Source organism: Sedimentitalea arenosa, assembly GCF_016428585.1.
Lineage (GTDB): Bacteria > Pseudomonadota > Alphaproteobacteria > Rhodobacterales > Rhodobacteraceae > Sedimentitalea > Sedimentitalea arenosa.
Genome location: NZ_JAELVR010000004.1, coordinates 123,435 through 144,670, shown reverse-complemented (window position 1 = coordinate 144,670; position 21,236 = coordinate 123,435). Strand labels below are relative to the sequence as shown.

21 protein-coding genes are annotated in these 21,236 nt (G+C 63.9%); 4 read left to right on the top strand and 17 right to left on the bottom strand.

Translation table 11 applies throughout. The features are described 5' to 3' along the window. Positions 1 to 52: 52 nt before the first annotated feature. From JF290_RS07200 to JF290_RS07180, 6 genes are all read right to left on the bottom strand, one after another. A complete protein-coding gene (locus JF290_RS07200; protein ID WP_199024166.1) occupies positions 53 to 274 on the bottom strand; it encodes a hypothetical protein in 222 nt (73 codons plus the stop codon). Positions 275 to 305: 31 nt separating this feature from the next. Then, the gene (gene gap / locus JF290_RS07195; protein WP_199024165.1) at positions 306 to 1,307 is read right to left on the bottom strand and encodes a type I glyceraldehyde-3-phosphate dehydrogenase; all 1,002 of its coding nucleotides are present in this window, start codon (positions 1,305 to 1,307) and stop codon (positions 306 to 308) included. A gap of 445 nt (positions 1,308 to 1,752) precedes the next feature. Beyond that, positions 1,753 to 2,106 (bottom strand): Gfo/Idh/MocA family protein, encoded by a 354-nt coding sequence (locus tag JF290_RS19810; RefSeq protein ID WP_425503925.1) that lies wholly within the window; start codon positions 2,104 to 2,106, stop codon positions 1,753 to 1,755. Further along, complete coding sequence (locus tag JF290_RS19470; RefSeq protein ID WP_233155189.1) at positions 2,081 to 2,311, bottom strand: hypothetical protein; 231 nt, start codon at positions 2,309 to 2,311, stop codon at positions 2,081 to 2,083. The genes JF290_RS19810 and JF290_RS19470 overlap by 26 nt, the downstream gene beginning before the upstream one ends. Before the next feature lie 198 nt (positions 2,312 to 2,509). Continuing rightward, positions 2,510 to 2,692 carry a hypothetical protein gene (locus JF290_RS07185; RefSeq protein ID WP_199024164.1) on the bottom strand — a complete coding sequence of 61 codons (183 nt, stop codon included), beginning with the start codon at positions 2,690 to 2,692 and terminating at the stop codon, positions 2,510 to 2,512. Positions 2,693 to 2,896: 204 nt separating this feature from the next. Further along, positions 2,897 to 3,940 (bottom strand): AraC family transcriptional regulator, encoded by a 1,044-nt coding sequence (locus JF290_RS07180; protein WP_199024163.1) that lies wholly within the window; start codon positions 3,938 to 3,940, stop codon positions 2,897 to 2,899. 183 nt (positions 3,941 to 4,123) lie between these two features. On the opposite strand from JF290_RS07180, the gene JF290_RS07175 reads away from it, so the two are divergent. From JF290_RS07175 to JF290_RS07160, 4 genes are read left to right on the top strand one after another with little or no spacing between them, the layout of a single operon-like run. Beyond that, the gene (locus JF290_RS07175; RefSeq protein ID WP_199024162.1) at positions 4,124 to 4,432 is read left to right on the top strand and encodes an EthD family reductase; all 309 of its coding nucleotides are present in this window, start codon (positions 4,124 to 4,126) and stop codon (positions 4,430 to 4,432) included. A 32-nt stretch (positions 4,433 to 4,464) separates the two neighbouring features. Then, positions 4,465 to 5,241 (top strand): SDR family NAD(P)-dependent oxidoreductase, encoded by a 777-nt coding sequence (locus JF290_RS07170; protein ID WP_199024161.1) that lies wholly within the window; start codon positions 4,465 to 4,467, stop codon positions 5,239 to 5,241. Beyond that, a complete protein-coding gene (locus JF290_RS07165) occupies positions 5,241 to 6,134 on the top strand; it encodes a 2-dehydro-3-deoxygalactonokinase (RefSeq protein ID WP_199024160.1) in 894 nt (297 codons plus the stop codon). Before JF290_RS07170 ends, JF290_RS07165 begins: the two co-directional genes overlap by 1 nt. Then, entirely contained in the window at positions 6,131 to 6,748 is a 618-nt protein-coding gene (locus JF290_RS07160) for a 2-dehydro-3-deoxy-6-phosphogalactonate aldolase (RefSeq protein ID WP_199024159.1), read from the top strand. The genes JF290_RS07165 and JF290_RS07160 overlap by 4 nt, the downstream gene beginning before the upstream one ends. Before the next feature lie 4 nt (positions 6,749 to 6,752). Here JF290_RS07160 and lpdA read toward each other — a convergent pair whose 3' ends face one another. The 11 genes from lpdA to JF290_RS07105 all read right to left on the bottom strand — a co-directional run bounded on the left by lpdA (position 6,753) and on the right by JF290_RS07105 (position 21,113). Next, positions 6,753 to 8,489: a dihydrolipoyl dehydrogenase gene (gene lpdA, locus JF290_RS07155; protein ID WP_199024158.1), complete on the bottom strand. Its 1,737-nt coding sequence runs from the start codon at positions 8,487 to 8,489 to the stop codon at positions 6,753 to 6,755. A gap of 12 nt (positions 8,490 to 8,501) precedes the next feature. Continuing rightward, positions 8,502 to 9,761 carry a dihydrolipoyllysine-residue acetyltransferase gene (aceF, locus tag JF290_RS07150; protein WP_199024157.1) on the bottom strand — a complete coding sequence of 420 codons (1,260 nt, stop codon included), beginning with the start codon at positions 9,759 to 9,761 and terminating at the stop codon, positions 8,502 to 8,504. Between the two features lie 24 nt (positions 9,762 to 9,785). After that, positions 9,786 to 12,437 carry a pyruvate dehydrogenase (acetyl-transferring), homodimeric type gene (gene aceE, locus JF290_RS07145; protein ID WP_199024156.1) on the bottom strand — a complete coding sequence of 884 codons (2,652 nt, stop codon included), beginning with the start codon at positions 12,435 to 12,437 and terminating at the stop codon, positions 9,786 to 9,788. Between the two features lie 226 nt (positions 12,438 to 12,663). Beyond that, the gene (locus JF290_RS07140; protein WP_199024155.1) at positions 12,664 to 13,260 is read right to left on the bottom strand and encodes a LysE family translocator; all 597 of its coding nucleotides are present in this window, start codon (positions 13,258 to 13,260) and stop codon (positions 12,664 to 12,666) included. 131 nt (positions 13,261 to 13,391) lie between these two features. After that, a complete protein-coding gene (locus tag JF290_RS07135) occupies positions 13,392 to 14,291 on the bottom strand; it encodes a DMT family transporter (protein WP_199024154.1) in 900 nt (299 codons plus the stop codon). 3 nt (positions 14,292 to 14,294) lie between these two features. Beyond that, positions 14,295 to 15,182 carry an NAD(P)-dependent oxidoreductase gene (locus JF290_RS07130; RefSeq protein WP_199024153.1) on the bottom strand — a complete coding sequence of 296 codons (888 nt, stop codon included), beginning with the start codon at positions 15,180 to 15,182 and terminating at the stop codon, positions 14,295 to 14,297. A 163-nt stretch (positions 15,183 to 15,345) separates the two neighbouring features. Beyond that, a complete protein-coding gene (locus tag JF290_RS07125) occupies positions 15,346 to 16,857 on the bottom strand; it encodes a UxaA family hydrolase (protein WP_199024152.1) in 1,512 nt (503 codons plus the stop codon). 15 nt (positions 16,858 to 16,872) lie between these two features. Next, the gene (locus tag JF290_RS07120) at positions 16,873 to 17,817 is read right to left on the bottom strand and encodes a phytanoyl-CoA dioxygenase family protein (RefSeq protein WP_199024151.1); all 945 of its coding nucleotides are present in this window, start codon (positions 17,815 to 17,817) and stop codon (positions 16,873 to 16,875) included. 21 nt (positions 17,818 to 17,838) lie between these two features. Then, positions 17,839 to 19,422, bottom strand: a complete 1,584-nt coding sequence (locus JF290_RS07115) for a TRAP transporter large permease (protein ID WP_199024150.1) — start codon at positions 19,420 to 19,422, stop codon at positions 17,839 to 17,841. Positions 19,423 to 19,440: 18 nt separating this feature from the next. Then, on the bottom strand, positions 19,441 to 20,019 hold the full coding sequence (locus JF290_RS07110) for a TRAP transporter small permease subunit (protein ID WP_199024149.1): 579 nt from the start codon (positions 20,017 to 20,019) through the stop codon (positions 19,441 to 19,443). Between the two features lie 68 nt (positions 20,020 to 20,087). Next, positions 20,088 to 21,113: a TRAP transporter substrate-binding protein gene (locus JF290_RS07105; protein WP_199024148.1), complete on the bottom strand. Its 1,026-nt coding sequence runs from the start codon at positions 21,111 to 21,113 to the stop codon at positions 20,088 to 20,090. Between the last annotated feature and the right edge of the window lie 123 nt (positions 21,114 to 21,236).

The window sequence follows — 21,236 nt, the reverse complement described above, 5'->3', positions numbered from 1 at the left end:
TCAAGTCAAATTAAAACCTGACACTGGACTTGGTTCACCCGGGGGAAGGCGATCAGAAGGTGCCGTAGGTTTCCATGTCGATCAGCACCCGGCGCTCGGCGCGAGAGTCGGCGTCGATGCATTTCTGCATTTCGGCTGTACCGTCGGCAAAGCCGAGATCGCGGCACTCGGCCAGCGCCTCGGCGGGCGACTGGTCTGCAAGCGGGGCCGAAGTCGTCGTGTCGCAAGCGGACAGGAGCAGACCGGCGAGAGCGGGAAGCAAAGCATGTCTCATCTTCTGCGATCTAGTCGCAGGCAAGCCCCGGTCAACCCGCGTCGTGCATCGCCATCGCGGTGTCGAGCATCCGGTTGGAAAAGCCCCATTCGTTGTCATACCAGCTAAGCACGCGCACAAGGCCGCCCTCGCCCACATGGGTCTGGGCGCTGGCCACGATCGAAGACAGCGGATTGTGGTTGAAATCGGAGGAGACGAGCGGCAAATCGCTGACACCGAGCACGCCCGCCAGCGGGCCGTCCGCGGCCGCGCGCAGGGCGGCGTTGACCGCTTCGGCTGTGGCAGCCCGCTCGGGCATGAAGCAGAGATCGACGACCGAGACATTCGGCGTTGGCACGCGGATCGCCGAGCCGTCGAGCTTGCCCTGCAATTGCGGCAGCACCAAGCCGACGGCCTTTGCCGCTCCGGTCGAGGTCGGGATCATCGAAAGAGCCGCGGCGCGGGCGCGGTAAGGATCCGAATGCGCCGTGTCCAGAGTTGGCTGATCGCCGGTATAGCTGTGCACCGTGGTCATGTAGCCCGTCGCGATGCCGAAGGCGTCATCCAGCACCTTAGCCACTGGTGCGAGGCAGTTGGTGGTGCAGGAGGCGTTGGAAACGATCCGATCCGCCGCGCCCAGCCCATCATGGTTGACGCCATAGACCACGGTCCGGTCAGCCCCCTCTCCCGGTGCCGAGATCAACACCTTGTTCGCCCCCGCCTCGAGGTAGTGCGCTGCCTTGTCGCGCGCCTTGAAGATGCCGGTGCATTCCAACGCGATGTCCACGTCCTGCCAGGACAGGCTGTCCGGGCTGCGCTCCTGCGTGACGCGGATCCGGTGACCCGCGACGACGAGCGCGCCGTCTTCGATGGAAACCGGCGCGGTCAGAGGTCCGTGTACCGAGTCGAACTGTAGAAGATGCGCATTCATGTCGAGCGGCGCGAGGTCGTTGATCGCGACGATTTCGACATCCTTGCGCCCGCTTTCGATCCAGGCGCGCAGCACGCATCGGCCGATCCGTCCGAAACCGTTGATGGCGAGTCTGACTGGCATGACATGTGGTCCTTTTCGCTCTGGCGGGCGCGCTTGGCCGGTCCGCAGGAAGGTTAGCGCTAACATGACTCACCTATCATCGCTCCGCCGGTTTGGCCAGCCCCGGTCGGGAGACGCCAGCCACGCAGATCGGCGTGGTAAGTCGGACGCGGTTTTCAATCGCTGATCTTGGTCCACGCACCGCCCCTGGTCGAAGATCTGATGCAGGCGCCCCCGAAAGCCATGCCCGCCAATCCGTCCGCCACATCCGAAAACTCGACCTCCTCAGCGAGCTTCTTACCTTCCCGACGAGGCCGGATCGCTTGGGCCGCTTTACCGCAGATCGTGACGATAGCCACAAGTTTCCTTTCGCGATGGCCGGGCGGCAAGCGGCTCACACGGGCGGCAGCCAGGCCGCTGGCGGCATGAGCGCGAGTCAGCTTTTGCGGGGGCGCACCATAGGGGGTCACCCAAGCGGGTTCTGAGTCTCCTTTGTCGATTCCAGTTCACCCTTCGCGCCGAAAGTCCTTTGTCGCAAGGCGTTCTGGTTGCCGGCCGCCTCCTGGCTCGACCAGAAAACACCGCACGCGCCGCCGTGAAACCTCAGCAACACATGAGCATTGTTTTCCAGCCGAAGCCCCGGGACGAAGCTCTGCATGTCCGCACACACGGATTCGAGTCTCGGAGGGTCAGCCCGAAAAACGCCCCGGATCTGCGCACCGTGTCGGCCATCCTCTTCACCTCGCCCAGGCGCGTGGACCGCAGCTTGTCGCAGATGACATGGATTCCTCGCTTCAGGAATTCGCGCGCCACCGGGCAATCATGTGGTTCGGCGCGACGATGGCCACCGTCTCCATCCCCTGCGTCAACCGCGCCGCCCGCTGCGCCATCACGGTGACGTCGTCATTGCCCCGCGACGCGCCGAACCCGAGATCGGCCGACGCAGCGCAATTTCGCCACCATGGCTGAAAAACACCCCACCACCAATTCGAACCTCCGTCGATCCGGCTGGCGATCCGGTGCATGTTTCCGATGAATGCACCCTGCCCGCCGCCGACCATCCCCAACCTGATTCTGCTATTCCCATATCTGTTCTCCCCTCCCGAGCGACTCTTCACCCTTCATCTTCGTGCAAACACTCCGGGGGAGTCCCGCAGGGACGGGGGCAGAGCCCCCACCCCGCTCACAGCCCCAGCGCCCTGCGGTTCGCCGCCACGTCAGTGTCAGAGCCGGCGAAGGGACGCGTCACAGGCCGGGCGCAACGCCACCAGTTGGCCCTGCAGGTAATACGAAACTTCGGTGACTTCGATCCAGTTCCAGGCGGTGCCCCCCTTGAACGTGTCCCAGAAGTCGACCGATTCCGCCGCCGTCGCGCGATCGATGACCCGTGCATCCCAGCTGGGCACCCGCACGTCCTTGTAGCCGCAGTTGCCCACCTATATCTTGATCGTCGGCCACGTGTTTGACGGCACCTCGTCTTCGGTGAACTACGCCAGGAACGGTGCCCGGCCTTGATCGTCTTCACGGTCGTCTCCCTTGCATCCTCGCGGTTCCCCCTCCCGCCACCGTCTTGGCAAGCATGATCTTCCCACTCCGTCGGCCTGAACCTGTCATGTCTCCCTGTCGCGGAATTTTCCGGGGCTGGTCCCGGTCCAGCGGCGGAACGCATCATGGAAGGCTGCGAGGCTGGAATAACCGAGCAGGAAGGCGATCTCCCGCAGCCGCAGGTCAGGGTTGGAGAGATAGGTGATGGCGAGCGAATGGCGCAGGTTGTCAAGGATGGAGAAAAAGGTCGTATCCTCCTCGGCCAGTCTGCGCGACAAGGTGCGCGCACTCATTCCCATGGCGCGGGACACGATGTCCTGCACGGCTTCGCCCGAAGCCAGCCGGTCGGCGATCTCGCGCTCGACCCGCACGACGAGCGAGGATGTGGCCGGGGCCGAGCGTTGCAGCGCATCCTCGGCATAGCCCTGCAGCATATCGAACAGATGGTCGTCCGAGGTCGACAGCGGCAGCGAAAGGTCCCCGGCGGCGAACTGGAACGCGTTCACCTCCGTGCCGAACTGGACGGGACATCCAAGAAAACTTTCCACCATCGCCACATCGGTGTTCCGGGCATGGCGGAAACGGGCGTTGAGCGGTTCAATCCTCGTCTGCGTCGCCTGTCGGATCGCGGCGACGATGCCCGACGCGCCGAATTCCACGTACTGCCGCCGCCCCACCGTGCTGGGCACCGCGAAGGACCAGCGGAGTTCTCCACGGTCCTCGAGATGCTGCACATCGATCTCCAGCGCGTCGGTGAACACGCGCCGGTAGCGCGCGATGTTCTTGATAAAATCCATCACGGTCGGCGACGATATCCCGACATAACACAACAGCCCGATCCGACGCATTTCGCGTACCTCGCCACGCCGGAAACCAAGCGTGTCGTCGTCGGTCAGTTCGGCGGCGTGTTCGAAAAAAGCCGCGATGTCTGAAAACTCGGCGACGGGATTCCTCTCGCCGAGGATCTCGGGACCGAACGGAAAGTCCCGGAACACCTCGGCTTCGCTGAATCCCTGCGCCAGCAGATCCTCGGCCAGGCTCTGCACATAGACAGCGCCATGACGGGGCGATCGGGCCGGCATCAGGTGCCCCCGCCCGGTTCGCGGCATCTTGCGATGTCCTGCGTGGGCGCCGTCGCGCTGCACGGCGGCGCATGGCTACTTTCCGAGCCTCGTGTCAAACGTCGCCTCCCTCTGTCCACGTGAACCGCCGGCCAAGCATGCTTTGACATCGTGTCGACCCGCGGTGTTAATGTCTCCAGATGTATCCTGCACACCGAAAAAGGAAAATCTATGCCGGTCTCTCTCCAGGTCATGTATCCGATCCGTGACGACACCAAGTTCGACTACGATTACTACCTGACCACACACATGGCGCTGGTCGGCGAACATATGGGTCCGCACATCCAGAGCACTCTGGTAACGAAAGGTGTCGCGGGCGGGCCGGATACGCCACCCTCTCTCTATGCGGTCGCGACGATCGTCTTTGCCGACCAGGAAGCGATGGGCAAGGCGATGAAGGTATCGGCCCCCGTGATGGCGGATATCCCGAACTTCACAGATACCACGCCGCAGATCTTGATCGGCGACGTGGTCGGCTGATCCACCATCTGCGCAAGACCCAAGAGCCCCTCATGCAGACGCCTGCCCCTGCACGGTTTCCCGACCTCGACGGTGCCTCGGTCTTCATCACCGGGGGCGGGGCGGGAATCGGTGCCGCGTTGACCGACGGCTTCCTAGCGCAGGGCGCGCGCGTCGCCTTCATCGGGCGCTCGGATGCCGGCGATTTCGTCGGGCGGATGCAGGAGCGGCACGGCAACGCTCCGCTGTTTCTGCAAGGCGACATCACCGACACGGACCGCCTGCGCTCTGCCCTCGCCGAGGCCGCCGAAGCGCACGGGCCCGTCACAATACTGGTCAACAACGCTGCCCATGACCTGCGCCACACGTTACGCGAGGTCACGCCCGACTCCTGGGACGCGCTGCTGGCGGTCAATCTCAAGGCCTATTTCTTTTCCTGCCAGGCCGTCGCGGATGCAATGGCGGCTGCGGGCGGTGGCGCGATCATCAACTTCAGCTCGATCAGTTACATGATGGGCAACGCGGGATACCCGGCCTATACCGCCGCCAATGCCGCGATCACCGGTCTGACGCGCAGCCTTGCGCGGGAACTCGGCCCCGAGAACATCCGTGTGAACGCCATCGCGCCGGGGTGGGTTCTGACCCAGCGCCAGCGTGATCTCTGGGCCACGCCCGAGGCGCTGGCTGCGCACATGGACCGGCAATGCCTCAAGCGGCACCTCATGCCCGACGACATGGTCGCGCCCGTTCTGTTCTTGGCCTCGCAGGCCAGCGCCATGATGACGGGCCAGTGCATGGTCGTCGATGGCGGCGTCGTGGGAACGGGCTGATGGTGCAGGTAGCACCAGACTGGATCGCCGTCGATTGGGGCACGAGCCGCCTGCGCGTCTGGGCGATGCAGGGTGCGACCGCGCGCGAGCAGCGGCAAAGCGAGGACGGTCTGACCGGCCTGACGCCTGACGCATTCGAACCCGCGTTGCTGCGCCTTGCCGGCGATTGGATCGGTCCGGACGGCATGGATATCGTGGCCTGCGGCATGGTCGGCGCGCGGCAGGGGTGGCACGAAGTACCCTATGTGGCCGTGCCCACTGCCCCGCCGGTCGCAGCGGCAGTGCGGTCCCCGGCAATCGACACGCGAGTCAGGCTGTGGATCGTGCCGGGCATGAAACAGGCCAGCCCGCCCGACGTGATGCGCGGAGAAGAGACCCAGATTGCCGGTTTCCTTGCGCTCAACAAGGGCTGGGACGGGGTGATCTGCCTGCCCGGAACCCACACGAAATGGGTGCATGTCAGTGCCGGGGAGGTCGTCAGCTTCCAGACCGCGCTGACGGGAGAGCTTTTCGCCCTGCTGGCGCGCCACTCGACGCTGCGCCATTCCATTGCCGAAACCGGCTGGGACGAGGATGCCTTCGCCGCGGCGCTCGATCAGGCCCGGTCGCGGCCCGAACGGCTGGCCGCCGCCTTGTTCGCCCTTCGCGCTGACGACCTGCTGAACGGCTGCCCGCCCGACACCGCGCGGGCCCGGCTCTCGGGTCTGTTGATCGGGGCGGACCTGGCCGCGAGCCGGGCGTACTGGCTGGGCCAACAGGTCGCCGTGATCGGCGCGAGCGAGACGGCCGCGCCCTATGTCCGGGCGTTGCAGTTGCAGGGCGTGCCCGCCACGGTCGCCGATGGCGATCGCATGACACTGGCCGGGCTGACCGCCGCCCATCGCGCCTTATGAGCCGGCCTCTGATCGCCATTCTCCGCGGTATCACACCGCCGGATGCAGTCCCCGTCACGCGGGCGCTGATCGATGCGGGCATCGACCGGATCGAGGTACCGCTGAACAGTCCAGACGCCCTGACGAGCATCGCGGCCATGGTGGATGCCTGCGGCGATACGGCCCTGATCGGGGCCGGGACGGTGCTGAGCGTCAGCGAAGTTGACGCGGTCTCCGTCTGCGGTGCGCGCCTGATCGTCTCGCCCGATTGCAACCCGGCAGTGATCGCGCGCAGCAAGGAGCAGGGCTTGCAAAGCTGGCCGGGTGTCTTCACCCCGACCGAAGCCTTCACTGCCCTGCGCGCAGGCGCGGACGCCCTAAAGCTGTTTCCCGGCGGATTGGCGGGACCGGCCGGGCTGCAGGCGATGCGCGCCGTCCTGCCTGCCGCCACCCCGGTTTTCGCCGTCGGGGGCGTCGATCCGTCCAACATCGGAACGTGGCTGGAGGCCGGCGCAGACGGGTTCGGCATCGGAACCGCGCTCTATGCGCCGGGCCGCAGCGCAAGCGATATCGCTACGCGCGCCGCCGGACTCGTGACCGCATTCGATGCGGCCACGTCCGGGCGAAGAGGCTAAGCGCCTATTTGCGCTTCTTCGGTGGCATCAGGTCGGTGATCGTGCCCTCGAACATCTCGGCCGCGAAATTGATGGTTTCGCTCAGCGTCGGGTGCGGGTGGATCGTGTGGCCAAGATCGACGGCATCCGCTCCCATCTCGATGGCCAGCGCGGCCTCTGCGATCAGGTCGCCCGCGTTGGTGCCCACGATGGCCGCGCCGATCACCCGGTCGTCTTCCGGATCAAACAGCAGCTTGGTCATGCCCTCGCTGCGCCCGTTGGACAAGGACCGCCCCGATGCTGCCCATGGAAACACGCCCTTCTCGACCTTGATGCCCTTGGCCTTGGCCTCGGTTTCGGTCAACCCGACCCAGGCGACTTCGGGATCGGTATAGGCGACCGACGGGATCACCTGTGCATCGAAGGCCCGCTTGTGCCCGGCGGCGACCTCGGCTGCCACCTTGCCTTCATGCACCGCCTTGTGCGCCAGCATCGGCTGGCCGACCACGTCCCCGATGGCAAAAATGTGCTTCTGCCCCGTGCGTTGCTGGTGGTCCACGGCGATGAAGCCGCGTTCGTCCACGGCCACGCCCGCGGCCTCGGCATCGATCAGCTTGCCATTGGGCTTGCGGCCCACGGCGACCAGGACGCGATCGAACATGTCGGTCCTGACCTCGCCCTTGTCGTCCTCGAATGTGACCTTCAACCCCTTCTTCTGGGCCTCCATCGCGGTCACCTTGGTCTTAAGAAGGATGTTCTCGTACCGCCCCTCGATGCGCTTGTGCAGCGGGCGGACCATGTCCTTGTCCGCCCCCGGCATCAGCTGGTCCATGAACTCGACCACGGTGATCTTGCTGCCCAATGCGTCATAGACGCAGGCCATTTCCAGCCCGATGATACCCCCACCCAGCACCAGCATCCGCTTGGGGATATCGGCCAGTTCCAACGCACCGGTGCTGTCCATCACCCGCGGATCATCCTGCGGGATGAAGGGCAGGCTGACCGGTTCGGACCCCGCCGCGATGATGCACTGATCGAAACTGACGGTGGTATCGCCATCAGGCCCCGAGACCGCGATCATGTTCGGGCCGGTGAACTTGCCGGTGCCGCGCACGGTCTTGACCTTGCGTGCCCGTGCCAACCCGTCCAGACCGCCGGTCAACTGGCCGACGACGCTGTCCTTCCAGCCACGCAGGGCGTCCAGATCGATCTTCGGCTTGGCAAAGCTGATCCCGTGGTCGGCCATCTCCTCGGTCTCGGTGATGACCTTGGCCGCGTGCAACAGCGCCTTGGACGGGATGCAACCGACGTTCAGACAGACACCACCCAGGGTCGGGTTGCGCTCGATCAGGATGACCGACTTGCCCAGATCGGCAGCGCGGAACGCCGCCGTGTAACCGCCGGGGCCGGAGCCCAGAACGACGATTTCGGCATGCTGCTCGCCCTTGCCCGTCGCCCCCCCGGTCGCTGCGACGGCAGCCGGGGCTGCCGGCGCAGCCGCGTCCGGCGCCGTCTCGACGGCGGCGCCGGACGCCGCCCCCTCCAGCACCAGGATGACACTGCCCTTGGAGACCCTGTCGCCTTCATCCAGCTTGATTTCCTTGACCACGCCAGCTGCCGGCGATGGCACTTCCATCGTCGCCTTGTCGCTTTCCAGCTCGATCAGCGGGTCTTCCTCGGCCACCGTGTCGCCGACACTGACCAGGATCGAAATCACCGGCACATCGGTGAAGTCGCCGATATCGGGAACTTGAACTTCCATTGCGCGCGCCCCTTACAGCATCAGCCGGCGCACATCGCCGAGCAGGTATTTCAGCGTGGCGCAGAACCGCGCCGCCAAGGCGCCGTCAATGGCGCGATGATCGTAGGACAGCGACAGCGGCTGCATGTTGCGCGGCACGAAGGCCTCTCCATCCCAGACCGGCGCCATCTTGGACCGTGTCAGACCCAGGATCGCAACTTCAGGCGCGTTGACGATCGGGGTGAAGGACGTGCCGCCGATTCCGCCCAGCGACGAGATGGTAAAGGTCGCGCCCGACATGTCCGGCCCCTTGAGCTTGCCCTCGCGGGCGAGCGCGCTGAGATCGCCCAATTCCTTGCTGATCTGCACGATCCCCTTACGGTCGGCATCCTTGATCACCGGCACCACCAGCCCGTTCGGCGTGTCCGCGGCGAAGCCGATATTGTAGAAATCCTTCTTGATCAATTTGTCGCCGTCGGGATGAATGGAGCTGTTCACCTCCCAATGGGTTTTCAGTGCCGACACAGACGCCTTGATCACGAACGACAAGAGCGTCACGCGATAACCGTCCTGTTTGGCCTGCGCATCCAACTCGCGCCGATACTGGTCCAACTCGGTGATGTCGGCCTCTTCGTTGTGGGTCACATGCGGAATGTTCAGCCAGCTGCGATGCAGCGCCGGGCCGGACAGCTTCTTGATGCGCGGCATCTCGATCTCTTCGACCGGACCGAACTTGCTGAAATCGACCGGCGGAATCGGCGGAATGCCCATGCCGCCCTGCACGGCACCTCCTGCAGCGGCCGGCGCCACGGCCGATTTGAGATACTTGGTGACATCCTCGCGCAGGATGCGGCCCTTGCGCCCCGTACCGTTGACCTTCGCCAGATCGACATCGAGTTGACGCGCGAAGGCGCGCACCGACGGGCTGGCATGGACTTTTCCGAACCCCGCATCGGTCACAGCTGGCGCCGCCGCCGGCGCTGGGGCCTCGGCAGGCGCTGCCTTCTCCGGGGCGGCCGCGGCCGGAGCCGCCTCGACGGCGGCTTCGGCCGCCCCCCCTTCTTCCTCGATCAGCAGGATCACGGCGCCCTCGGACACCTTGTCGCCTTCCTTGACCTTGATCTCCTTGACCTTGCCGGCAGCCGAACTTGGCACTTCCATCGTCGCCTTGTCGCTTTCCAGCTCGATCAGTGGATCCTCCAGCGCGATCATGTCGCCCACCTCAACCAGGATCGAAATCACCGGCACGTCGCCGAAATCGCCGATATCGGGCACTTTCACTTCAGTCGTCATTCTCTTGTCTCCTCGTGCCCGTTCTCAAACCAGGCGGGGGTTCGGCTTGGCGCCGTCGATGTCATATTTGTTCAGGGCCGATTCCATCTCGTCACGGCTCACGTGACCGGCGCGGAACAGCCGTTCCATCGCCGCCGCCGCGATGTGGTTCGCGTCCACCTCGAAGAAGCGGCGCAGGTTGACCCGGCTGTCGGACCGCCCGTAGCCATCCGTGCCCAGCACGGTGTAATCCCCCGGCACCATCGCCCGGATCTGTTCGGCAAAGTTCTTCATGTAATCCGTCGCCGCGATCACCGGGCCCTTGGCCTTGCTCAATTGCTGCGTCACAAAGGGCACGCGCTCCTCCGCCAGCGGGTTCAGCCGATTGTGACGCAGGCAATCCTGACCCTCGCGCGCCAACTCGTTGAACGAGGTCGCCGACCAGATGTCGCTGGTCACGCCGAAATCCTCTTCCAGCATCTCGGCCGCCTTCAGCGCCTGCACGAGGATCGTGCCCGAGCCCATCAGGTTGACGTGCCGCTCGCCGGGTTTCGGCGTTTCGCGGAACCGGTAGAGCCCCTTGATGATGTCGTCTTCCACCCCCATCGGCATGTCCGGATGGGCGTAGTTCTCGTTCATCAGGGTCAGGTAGAAATAAACGTCCTCCTGCTCGACATACATGCGCCTCAGCCCGTCATGCACGATCACCGCGACCTCGTACTGGAAGGTCGGGTCATAGCTGATGCAGTTGGGAATGGTGCTCGCAAGGATGTGGCTGTGGCCATCCTCATGCTGCAGGCCCTCGCCGTTCAGCGTCGTGCGCCCGGCGGTGCCGCCCAGCATGAAGCCGCGCGCCCGGCTGTCGCCCGCCGCCCAGGCCAGGTCGCCGATCCGCTGGAAGCCGAACATCGAATAGTAGATGAAGAACGGGATCATCGGCACGCCGTGGTTGGAATAGGACGTCGCCGCCGCGATCCAATCGGCCATGGCACCGGCCTCGTTGATGCCTTCCTGCAGCACCTGCCCGTCGGTGCTTTCCTTGTAGTAGGACATCTGCTCGCGGTCCTCGGGCGTGTAGTTCTGCCCCAGCGGGTTGTAGATCCCGACCGAGCGGAACAGCCCTTCCATGCCGAAGGTGCGGCTTTCATCGGGCACGATCGGCACCACGTACTTGCCGACCTTCTTGTCGCGCAGCAATGTCGTCAGGATGCGCACAAAGGCCATCGTGGTCGAAATCTCGCGATCCCCTGTGCCCTTGAGCTGGCCGTCGAACTTGGCCAACTCCGGGATGTCGAGCTTGTCGCTGGTCGCCTGGCGCTGCGGGAACGCACCGCCGAGCGCCTTGCGCCGATCCGCAAGATAGGCCTTCTGCGCGTTGTTCAGCGTCACGAAAGGTGCCTTGCCGACATCCTCGTCGCTGACCGGGATCTGAAAACGATCGCGGAAGGCACGCAATTGCTCCTCGTTCAGCTTCTTCTGCTGGTGGGTGGTGTTCTGCCCCTCGCCAGCGGTGCCCATGCCGTGGCCCTTGACCGTCTTGACCAACAGGCAGGTCGGTTGGCCCTTGTTCTCGCTGGCGCGCTTGAAGGCGGTAAAGACCTTTTCCGGGTCGTGCCCGCCCCGGCGCAGCGCCCAGATCTGGTCGTCGGTCCAGTCCTCGACCAGCGCCGCGGTTTCCGGGTACTTGCCGAAGAAATGCTTGCGGATATAGGCGCCGTCCTTGGATTTGAAGGTCTGGTAATCGCCGTCGACGGTTTCATCCATCAACTGGCGCAGGCGTCCGGTCGAATCGTTCTCGAGCAGTTCGTCCCAGCCCTTGCCCCAGAGAAGCTTGATGACGTTCCAGCCCGCGCCGCGGAAATCGCCTTCGAGTTCCTGGACGATCTTGCCGTTGCCGCGCACCGGCCCGTCGAGCCGTTGCAGGTTGCAGTTGATGACGAAGATCAGGTTGTCGAGCCCTTCTCGCGCGGCAAGGTCGATGGCGCCCCGGCTTTCCGGTTCGTCCATCTCGCCATCGCCAAGGAAACACCAGACCTTGCGGTCGGCCATATCGATATGGCCGCGGTTGTGCATGTATTTCATGAACCGCGCCTGATAGATCGCCATGAGCGGGCCAAGGCCCATCGACACGGTCGGGAACTGCCAATAGTCGGGCATCAGCCACGGGTGCGGATAGCTCGACAGGCCCTTGCCATCGACCTCTGACCGGAAGTTTTCGAGTTCCGCTTCGCTGATACGGCCTTCCATGAAGGAGCGCGCATAGATCCCGGGGATCACGTGACCCTGGAAGAACACAAGATCGCCGCCGTGAATGGCGGATTTCGCGCGCCAGAAATGGTTCAGCCCGACATCATACATGACGGCGGAACTGGCGAAACTGGCGATATGGCCGCCATATTCGCTGCTGACCTTGTTGCGCCGCACGACCGTGGCCATAGCGTTCCAGCGGTTGATGGTGCGGATGCGCCATTCCATGTCCATGTCACCGGGGAACGGCTCCTGATCGTCCGCCGGAATGGTGTTCTGATACGGGGTGGTTGCCGAGAACGGCAGGTTGGCGCCGGCGGCGCGGGCCTGTTGAACCGCCTTGTCGAGCAGGAAATGCGCGCGGTTGGCACCATCGCGCTCGATCACATCCTCGATCGCCTCCTGCCACTCCTGGGATTCGACCGGGTCGATGTCCTTGACTTGTTCCATTTTGTGTTCCTCTCCCTCGCCTCACAGCAGAGCGTTTTGAATTTGTTTAACGTTGAACTATCAAAAGTTCCACAGGGCAAACTCGCACTGTCGCATCATGGTCCGCTCCCTCGCGCACGCCCTAACATGCCAAGGTGACGTTGCGTAGACTGTCTGTTGCATAGCTCCCCCCTGCAGAATGCATGTCTTTTTGTTTAGCCTTGAACCTTTTTGAGGCCATGCGGGATCACCCCCAAACCTGCGCCGCCACTGCGAGCCCGACGACCAGCAGCATCGACACCGCCATCGCGCCGTTGATCGCCATGTGCATCCGGCGCGGAAGGTCGAGCTGTCCCAGACGGATCCCCGCCCAGAGCCAGAGAAAGTGGATCGGCACCCAGATCGCGTTGATGATCACGAACTTGAGCGCGGTTTCGGCCAGCAGGCTCTGCGGCAAGAAGGAAAAGCCGGTAAACAGCGTCGTGTTCACCGCATAGGCCTTGGGATTGATGGCCTGAAGCGCGATGCCGCCCAGAACTCCGGGCGGTCGCTGCCGTTCGATGAAGGCCAGGTTCGAGCCGGCAAAGGCGATCCGCGTCGCCAGATAGAACAGGTAGGCGACCGACAGCACGAACAGCGCGGTCCGCAGCCGCGTGTCCGCGAGAAGGAGGGCGGCAAGCCCGCTGACCACCGCCAGCGCGACGAGATTGGTGCCGATGAACAGGCCGCCAACATAGCGGGTTCCCGCCGCCGCGCCGAAGCCGGAGCCGACGCCGGCGGTCGAGAGAACGCCCGGCCCCGGCGTGATGATGAGAAAGAACACGGCCGCAGCGAAAGTCAGCATGACCGGACTCCACGCAACGCTGGACCTATCTTGGCCGGATCGGAGTGCAGGAAGTCGCGCGTCATGGGCACAGGCTGCCTGAAACGAGCGGCAGAGTCACACCTTTCCGTCCGGCGCATCGATTGGAGCATTCATCTGCGCAATCCGAGCGCCCGCTCGCGCTGCCAGATCAGCAGCCCCGAAAAGACCACGATGGCAGCGCCGATCAGGGTGTAGATGTCCGGCACGTTGCCGAAAACCACATAGCTGGTGATCGTCAGATAGATCATGAAGGAATAGGTATAGGGCATCAACGTGTTCGCCGGCGCGAAGCCATGCGCGCGGGTCAGCAACTCGTGCCCGGCCCAGCCCCAGAGCCCGAGCCCCAGCATCAGCGCCCAGTCGAGCCCGGTATCGGGCGTTTGCCACGTCATCACGGCCAGCGGAAACAGCACGACCGTTCCGAGCGCCCCGGCATAAAGCTGCATCGTCTCCGCCGCGATCAGGCCCGCGAGACGCCGGGTCAGAACCGAGTAGAAAGCCATCGAGAAGGCGTTTCCGACCGACAGCAACGCCGCCCAGTGAAAGGTTTCATCAAACGGGCGGATGATCACGAGGACCCCCGCGAAGCCGAGGAAGATCGCGAACCAGCGCCAAGGGCCGACCCGCTCGCCCAAAAGCGGAACAGACAGGGCGCAGAGGATGATCGGTGCCGAAAACATGATCGCCGAGGTGACCGTGAGCGTCAGGTAGTTCAGTGCAATGAAGTTCAACACGGTCGAGGCCACGAGGAAGCTTGCCCGCAGCAGGACCAGACCGACGTGGCCCGATCCGAACCGGGCGAAAGTGACCCCGCCCCGTCCGATCTGCACGAGCGATATCAGGAAATGCCCGAGATAGCGCATGAAGGCGAGTTGGAAGGCGTGGAATCCTGCCAGAACCAGCCATTTCACCGAGGTATCGACCGCCGCGAACAGCATGTACGCGCCCAGCATCATCGCAATGCCGAGCTGGGCGCGATCCTGCCGAACCTGGGCGGTCAGGCCGGCCATGGCCTATTTGTCGAAGCGCTTGACAAAGAAGTCGACCATTTCGGGCACCATGGCGTCTCCCATGCCCTCCTCGATCGCCGTCCCCAGCGCCTCGCGGGCGCAGTTCGACATGATCGTGGCCGCGCCAAGATCCTTGGCCATCGTGCCGTAATAGCCCACATCCTTGGCTGCGTTCCGGACCGAGAAGGCCAGCATATTGGGATCGCCATCGACGCCATAGGCCTTGATGAAATCCATCATGCCAGATTTCAGCGGCCCCGCGGACATCACGTTGTAAAGCTGCTCACGCGACACTCCGGCGCGGTCGGCCATCGCGAACGCCTCCGCCATGGCGTTGGCGGTGGTCATCGCGAAGAAATTGTTGATCAGCTTGATCGTATGCCCGTTCCCCAGCGCGCCGAGGTGAAAGACGTTCTCGCCGAGATCCTGAAGCACCGGTTCGACGGTGTCGAAGGCCGTCTTGTCGCCCGAGCACATGATGTTGAGCATCCCGTCGACCGCGTGCGAGGGCGTGCGTCCGAGCGGTGCGTCGAGATAGACCGCACCGGCCGCGGCGACCTCGTCTCCCAGCGCCTTGGTCGATCCGGGCAGAGAGGTGCCGAAGTCGATGACGATGGTCCCGGCCGTCAGCCCGGTGATCACGCCGTCATCGCCCCGCATCCGCGCCTCGACGGAGTCCGACGTGTCCATGCACAGCATGACGATGTCCGATGCCGCGGCGAGCTCGCGCGGATTGGCCGCCTCGGTCGCACCGGCGGCCACGGCGGCGTCGATCCGGTGGCGGGTCACGTTGCCCAGAACGGTCAGATCATAGCCAAGCGATTGCAGCCTCCCGACCATCGCCGCTCCCATCAGACCCAGCCCGATAAACCCGATACGTGGTTTGCTCATCTTTCATTCTCCCTTTCTGTTTTGCGTCCAGAGTTTGTCCATTCGCCGCGGTGCGTCCTGCATGGTGCTTCGCCACCGCGGCACTGGTCCGACCAGCAGCGGCACGGGATGTTCGAGAAACGCGGCGCACCTGCATGCGATCAGGCCGGCCCCGGCAAGCCCGTTACATTACCGCCCCGATCTGCCAGGGCACGAACTCATAGTCGCCAAGACCCTGCGCTTCGGATTTCGACGCCTCTCCGGAGGCGACCCGCAGGATCATCTCGTAGATCTCGCGACCCTTGGCTTCGACCGTCGAGTCGCCCGTCAGGATGTCGCCCGCGTTGATGTCCATGTCTTCGGTCATGCGGGTGAACATCTCGGTGTTGGTGGCCACCTTGATCGTCGGCGCAGGCTTGGAGCCAAAGGCCGAGCCGCGCCCGGTCGTGAACACGACGAGGTTGCAACCGCCCGCGATCTGCCCGGTGACGCTGGCCGGATCGTATCCGGGACTGTCCATGAAGGTGAAGCCGCGCGCCGTGACCGGCTCGGCATACTTGTAGACGCCGGTCAAGGGACTGGTACCGCCCTTGGCCGCAGCGCCAAGCGATTTCTCGAGGATCGTGGTCAAGCCACCCTTCTTGTTGCCGGGGCTGGGGTTGTTGTCCATGCTGCCCTTGTTGCGCGCGGTGTAATCCTGCCACCAGCGGATCAGCCCGACCAGCTTCTCTCCCGTGGCGCGATCGACCGCGCGCCGGGTCAGGAGGTGCTCTGCACCATAGATCTCGGGCGTCTCGGCCAGAACACCGGTGCCGCCTTGGGCGGCCAATAGGTCGCAAGCGTATCCCAGCGCCGGGTTGGCCGTGATGCCCGACCACGCATCCGAGCCGCCACATTGCAACGCCACCATCAGGTCGGACGCCGGACAGGGTTCGCGCCGCGCCTCGTTGGCAAGCGGCAGCATCGCACGGACCTTTTCAATCCCCAGTTCGACCGTGCGCCGCAATCCGGCGACGGACTGGATGTTCATGGTCTGGAACAATGGTCCCTGTTTCAGACCGTAAGCCTCGAGCAGCCAGTCGATCTGGTTCATCTCGCAGCCCAGGCCGACCATCAGGACACCGGCATGGTTGGGGTGGCGCGCATAGCCCCACATGACCCGTTGCAGCGCCTCGAACCCCTCGCCATCTCCGGCCATGCCGCAGCCGGTGCCGTGCACGAAAGCGACCACCCCGTCGACATTGGGATAGGCGGCCAGTTCCTCGCGGCCGAACGCATCGGCGATACGACGTGCGGCAGTGGCCGAGCAATTCACAGAAGTGACGACGGCGATGTAGTTGCGCGTGCCGACCCGTCCCGTCACGCGGCGATAGCCCATGAAGCTGTCCCGGTCCGCATCGGCGACCGGAGGAACCGGACGCATGTCGGTGCCATATTCATAATCCGCATCGGTCGCGCTGAAATCCACGTTGTGGGTGTGCACATGCTCTCCCGGCACGATGTCCTGCGACGCCAGTCCGATGAACTGGGCGTATTTGCGCACCTGTTCGCCCTTGGCGATGGCGCGGGTCGCGATCTTGTGGCCCGAGGGGATCAGGCTGCAAGTTGCAATGCCGTCCACATCGGTTCCAGCCTCGAGCGCCCGGGTCGCCGTCACCACGTTGTCGTCCGGGTCCAGTCGGATCGCCTTTTGCATCTTGTCCTCGTCGGGTTACGCGCACGACGGTGAATCCGACCGCCAGCGGTGAATGTCGATATGAGGCTGCACGGACAGCCGCGCCCTTGCCTCGCGCCAGAGATCGCGCCATGCGCGCCAGTCCGTCAACACCGTTTCCGGCGCGCGGGGCGAGCGGGCGACGAATTCGGGGAAATGTGCGCGGCCGGTGGGCTGCCCTGTCCTGTTGAAGCGCAGATCGAAGGACCAGCGCAATCCGTCCGAAAGGTTGGGCAGCGAGGCGTGCGGCACCAGCGGATCGAGGATCACGACACCGCCCGACCGCACCGGCAGCGGCACCGCGTGACGTTCGTCCACATGTCCGTCGGCAATGGCGGTCTGCGTCTTCGGGCAGTGTGGAAGCATCCGGTCGTGCCTGTGCGGAATGACCTGAAGGCAGCCGTTCTCGACCGTCGCGTCCGTGACGGCGATCCAGACGGTGACCATCTCGGTTTGGTCGGCTTCCTCAAGCGCCACGGCGCGGTCCTGGTGCCAATCGGTGCCGCCGACATGCGCACGGGCTTCGCCCGGTGCCAGCTGTTTGGCGGGCGGCTTGATGCGCACATGCTGGATCGGGGTCGAGGTGATCTCGGGTCCGATGAGCGTCTCGACGAGGTCGAGCAAGCGGCCATCGGTCACCATGTCAAACACCGCCGGACCGAAATGCATCGGCGTGTCCATCGTGATGCGATCGCCCGGCAGCGAAATGTCCATCGGCTGGAACCAGTCGCAGCCGGCCGCGTAAGCCGCTAGAAGACGGGCCTCGAACCCTGCCACGTCGTCGGGCACCCGCCCCTTGGCAAGCCAACCTTCGTAAAGATCGTCCATCAGCACGGCGTATTCCGCGCGTACCGGGTCGAGCACGCGCGCCTGGTCCAGAATGTTCTCGACGACCAGATAGCCGTCGCGGCGAAATCGGGCGATCTGGTCAGGCGTCAACACGGAATGTCACCGGGTATTGAGTCATCTGAAGAACATCGTCAGTTCCGGGAAGAACAGGATCAGCATCAGAACGAACAGCTGGATCGCGATGAAAGGCAGGAATCCGCGGAAAATATCCGGCAGCGAAATGTGCGGCGGCGCTACGGATTTCAGGTAGAAGGCCGCCGGCCCGAAGGGCGGGGACAGGAAGGACACCTGCATGTTCACGCAGAAGAGGATGCCGAACCAGACCGAGAGGAAACGAGGATCCGCGACCAGCGGTGCGAAGACGCCGATCTCGTCGATCGGCAGTTTCAGCACGATGGGCAGAAAGACCGGCATGACCAGCAGCACGATCCCGACCCAATCCATGAACGCGCCGAGAAACAGGAAGATGATCATCATCACGGCCAGCACGCCCAGCGTCGGCAACTCGTATCCGACGATCAGGTTGGCGACATAGGTCGGCCCGCCCGCGATCGTATAGGCGCCCGCAAGCGCGGTCGCGCCGAAGGTGACCCAGATGATCGTGCCGGTCGACTTGAAGGTGCGCATCAACGCCTCGCGCACCAGCGTGAACGAGAATTCCCCGCGCAAGATGATGAGGACGAGAACCGCCACGGTTCCCATGCCCGCCGCCTCGGTGATGCCTGTTATGCCGCCATAAATCGAGCCCAGCACGACGCCGACCACCAGCATCGGCGCGAGGAGGCCCTTGCCCACATGCCACGCTGCCACAACCCGCGCCGGTTTGACGACGATCATCAGGTAGGCCAACAGCGCCGCCACGATCAGACCCCGGGTGATCATCTGCGTCGAGGACAGGATCGACGTCTGTTCGTCCACCCGGTCCATCGCGATCAGGAAGCCCGAGCGCACCAGCGTCACGCTGAGCACGAGAATGGCGATCATCGACAGCAGCGCGCTGCCATAAACACGTTTCTGCGGGCCGGTCATGTCGTTCGGCCCCGGCTCGGGCAAGGGGGCGAGGTCCGGATTGATCCGGGTGCGAACGATGATGTAGATCATGTAGCACGCCGCGAGGATGAAGCCCGGGACGAACGCCGCCTTGAACAGTGCGTGGATCGAGGTTTCGGTGATCAGTCCGTAGAAGATCAGCACGATCGAGGGCGGGATCATCGTGCCGAGCGATCCGCTGGCGCAGATCGTGCCGATGGCGAGGTTCTGATCATAGCCCAGCCGCAGCATCTGCGGCAGCGCGATCAGGCCCAGCAGCACGACCTCTCCCCCTATGATGCCCGACATCGCCGCCATGACCACCGCCATCAGCGACGTGACCAGCGCGATGCCGCCGCGGGTGCGGTTCAGCCAGACCGAGAGCGAGGAGTACATGTCGCGCGCGATGCCGGAGCGTTCGAGCAACGTCGCCATCAGGATGAAGAGCGGCACCGAGATCAGCACGTAGTCGGTGGTCAGCCCGTACATCCGTTGCGCCAGAATGTTCAGCGGACCGGTCCCGAAGTTGCTGAACAGCAGATCGGGGCCGAACTTCATCACCATGACCACAACGGCCAGGAAACCCGAGGCGAAGCCGAGCGGCATCCCGATCGCCAGCAGGGCGAGCATGCCGATCAGGAGAACCAGCGAGATCGTTCCGATATCCATGACGGGCTCCCGGCGGCGTCAGGCCTGGTCTTTCTCGACCTTGGCCTGTGCGCGTTTCACTTCTTCGATTGCGATGTCGATGTCGTCGGTCACATCGTGCGATTCCGGGTCCTTGTCCCAATCGTGGTAGAGATTGGAGACGGCCTGGATCGTGACCCATGTGAGAGTGATCAGGATCAGCGGTTTCATCGTCGCGGGAATCGGTGGATCCCACGCGGTTCCAAACCGCTCCCAGCGCATGAACTTGGCATAAGCCTCGCCGAACCCGCCCCAGATGACCGCGACGCAGAAGATGATGATCGCCAGCGTCGACAGCACGTCGAACAGCTTGCGCCAGGGTCGCGGAACCGCATCGTAAAGGATGAAGATCCGGATATGGCTGCGCTGCTGCATGGCGTAGAGGCCGGAGAACAAATAGATCATTCCGCCCAGCCAGAGCGACGCCTCGTTCACCCACAGCGTCGGCTTTTCGAACACGTAGCGCATGATCACTTCGTAGAACATGATCGCAACGATTATGGCCGGCAGGATCATCGCCGCCCGGCTGAATCGCCAGGTAATCGCGTCGACCCATCCGGTGCGCTCATGTTCGACCATGGTGCCCTCGTGCTGTCAGGTGAAACGAAACGGGCGGCCGATGCAACGGCCGCCCATCGGGCGCGTCGTTACTTTGACACGAGACCCAGTTGATCGAGATAGGAGAGATGCGCCTCGACCAGGGCTTGCGCCTCGGGCGTGGTCGCGAATTCGGGCCAGGTCGACTGCGCGGCATTGCGGAAGGCCTGCAGGTCTTCAGGCGACCATTCGGACAGGGTCACCCCCTGCTCGCGCAGTTGCGCGGCGGCTTCGGCGTTCTTCTTCTCGAAGGTCAGCGCGGTGCGCAGGGCGAGCGATTCCATTGCGACCGACATGATGCGGCGATGATGTTCGGGCATCGCGTCCCACTTGGCCTTGTTGCAGGCCAGGTGATCGGAGGGCATCGAGTGGAAGCCCGGGTAGTTGGTGAACTTGCCGAGGTCGTAGAGACCGAGACCCACGTTATTCGCCAGGCCCGAGGCGTCCGCGCCATCAATGATCCCGGTTTCCAGCGCGGTGAAGATCTCGGTGAAATCCATCACGATCGGCTTGGCGCCCAGTTTCTCGAAGATCTTGGTCTCCATCCCCGGAGGCGAGCGGAATTTCCAGTCCTTGAGGTCGGCGATGCCCGCGATCGGTTTGGTCGAGGCCAGGCTTTCCTGCCCGTAGACCCACCAGCCGACGAGTTGCATGTCATACTTGTTGTAAAGCTCCTGCGCCGCGTCCAGACCGCCACCATAGTAGAGCCAGCTCAGCTGCTGATACGGGGTGGAATAGCCGCCCATGATGTCGCCGACGAACTGGAAGGCCGGGTTCTTGCCGGTCTGGTAGGCTCCGCCCGTCATGTCGCAATCGAGGATGCCGGTCGCCGCGGCGTCGAAGGTTTCGACCGATTTAACGACCGAGGACGAATAGAACATCTCGATCGAGATTTCGCCGTTGGACATGGTCTGAACGTTGTCCACGTACTCGGCGGCCAGTTTTCCCGATACCGTTTCCGGCGCATAGTGGGTCTGAATCCGCAGTTGCGTGCTTTGTGCCGATGCCGTCATGGCAGTGGCCGACAGCAACGCCGCGGCACCCACGGCACAAGCCGTTCTTGTCAAAATCTTCATGATGTCCTCCCAGACGATTTGTCAGTGCTGCCCTGCGGTTTCTGCGAGCGCTTGGCGGGCTGCGTTCGAAAACTGTAGCAACCGAGGTCTGACCCGACAACAAAAATTCTGAAATTCTTTGAA

Excerpts from the sequence above, each read along its gene's own strand:
- JF290_RS07125 (WP_199024152.1), bottom strand. The coding sequence starts at position 16,857 with ATGCAAAAGGCGATCCGACTGGACCCGGACGACAACGTGGTGACGGCG.
- JF290_RS07180 (WP_199024163.1), bottom strand. The coding sequence starts at position 3,940 with ATGCCGCGAACCGGGCGGGGGCACCTGATGCCGGCCCGATCGCCCCGT.
- JF290_RS07165 (WP_199024160.1), top strand. The coding sequence starts at position 5,241 with ATGGTGCAGGTAGCACCAGACTGGATCGCCGTCGATTGGGGCACGAGC.
- JF290_RS07140 (WP_199024155.1), bottom strand. The coding sequence starts at position 13,260 with ATGCTGACTTTCGCTGCGGCCGTGTTCTTTCTCATCATCACGCCGGGG.
- JF290_RS07130 (WP_199024153.1), bottom strand. The coding sequence starts at position 15,182 with ATGAGCAAACCACGTATCGGGTTTATCGGGCTGGGTCTGATGGGAGCG.
- JF290_RS07160 (WP_199024159.1), top strand. The coding sequence starts at position 6,131 with ATGAGCCGGCCTCTGATCGCCATTCTCCGCGGTATCACACCGCCGGAT.
- JF290_RS07115 (WP_199024150.1), bottom strand. The coding sequence starts at position 19,422 with ATGGATATCGGAACGATCTCGCTGGTTCTCCTGATCGGCATGCTCGCC.
- JF290_RS07110 (WP_199024149.1), bottom strand. The coding sequence starts at position 20,019 with ATGGTCGAACATGAGCGCACCGGATGGGTCGACGCGATTACCTGGCGA.
- aceF (WP_199024157.1), bottom strand. The coding sequence starts at position 9,761 with ATGACGACTGAAGTGAAAGTGCCCGATATCGGCGATTTCGGCGACGTG.
- aceE (WP_199024156.1), bottom strand. The coding sequence starts at position 12,437 with ATGGAACAAGTCAAGGACATCGACCCGGTCGAATCCCAGGAGTGGCAG.
- JF290_RS19470 (WP_233155189.1), bottom strand. The coding sequence starts at position 2,311 with ATGCACCGGATCGCCAGCCGGATCGACGGAGGTTCGAATTGGTGGTGG.
- JF290_RS07175 (WP_199024162.1), top strand. The coding sequence starts at position 4,124 with ATGCCGGTCTCTCTCCAGGTCATGTATCCGATCCGTGACGACACCAAG.
- JF290_RS07135 (WP_199024154.1), bottom strand. The coding sequence starts at position 14,291 with ATGGCCGGCCTGACCGCCCAGGTTCGGCAGGATCGCGCCCAGCTCGGC.
- lpdA (WP_199024158.1), bottom strand. The coding sequence starts at position 8,489 with ATGGAAGTTCAAGTTCCCGATATCGGCGACTTCACCGATGTGCCGGTG.
- JF290_RS07105 (WP_199024148.1), bottom strand. The coding sequence starts at position 21,113 with ATGAAGATTTTGACAAGAACGGCTTGTGCCGTGGGTGCCGCGGCGTTG.
- JF290_RS07170 (WP_199024161.1), top strand. The coding sequence starts at position 4,465 with ATGCAGACGCCTGCCCCTGCACGGTTTCCCGACCTCGACGGTGCCTCG.
- gap (WP_199024165.1), bottom strand. The coding sequence starts at position 1,307 with ATGCCAGTCAGACTCGCCATCAACGGTTTCGGACGGATCGGCCGATGC.
- JF290_RS07200 (WP_199024166.1), bottom strand. The coding sequence starts at position 274 with ATGAGACATGCTTTGCTTCCCGCTCTCGCCGGTCTGCTCCTGTCCGCT.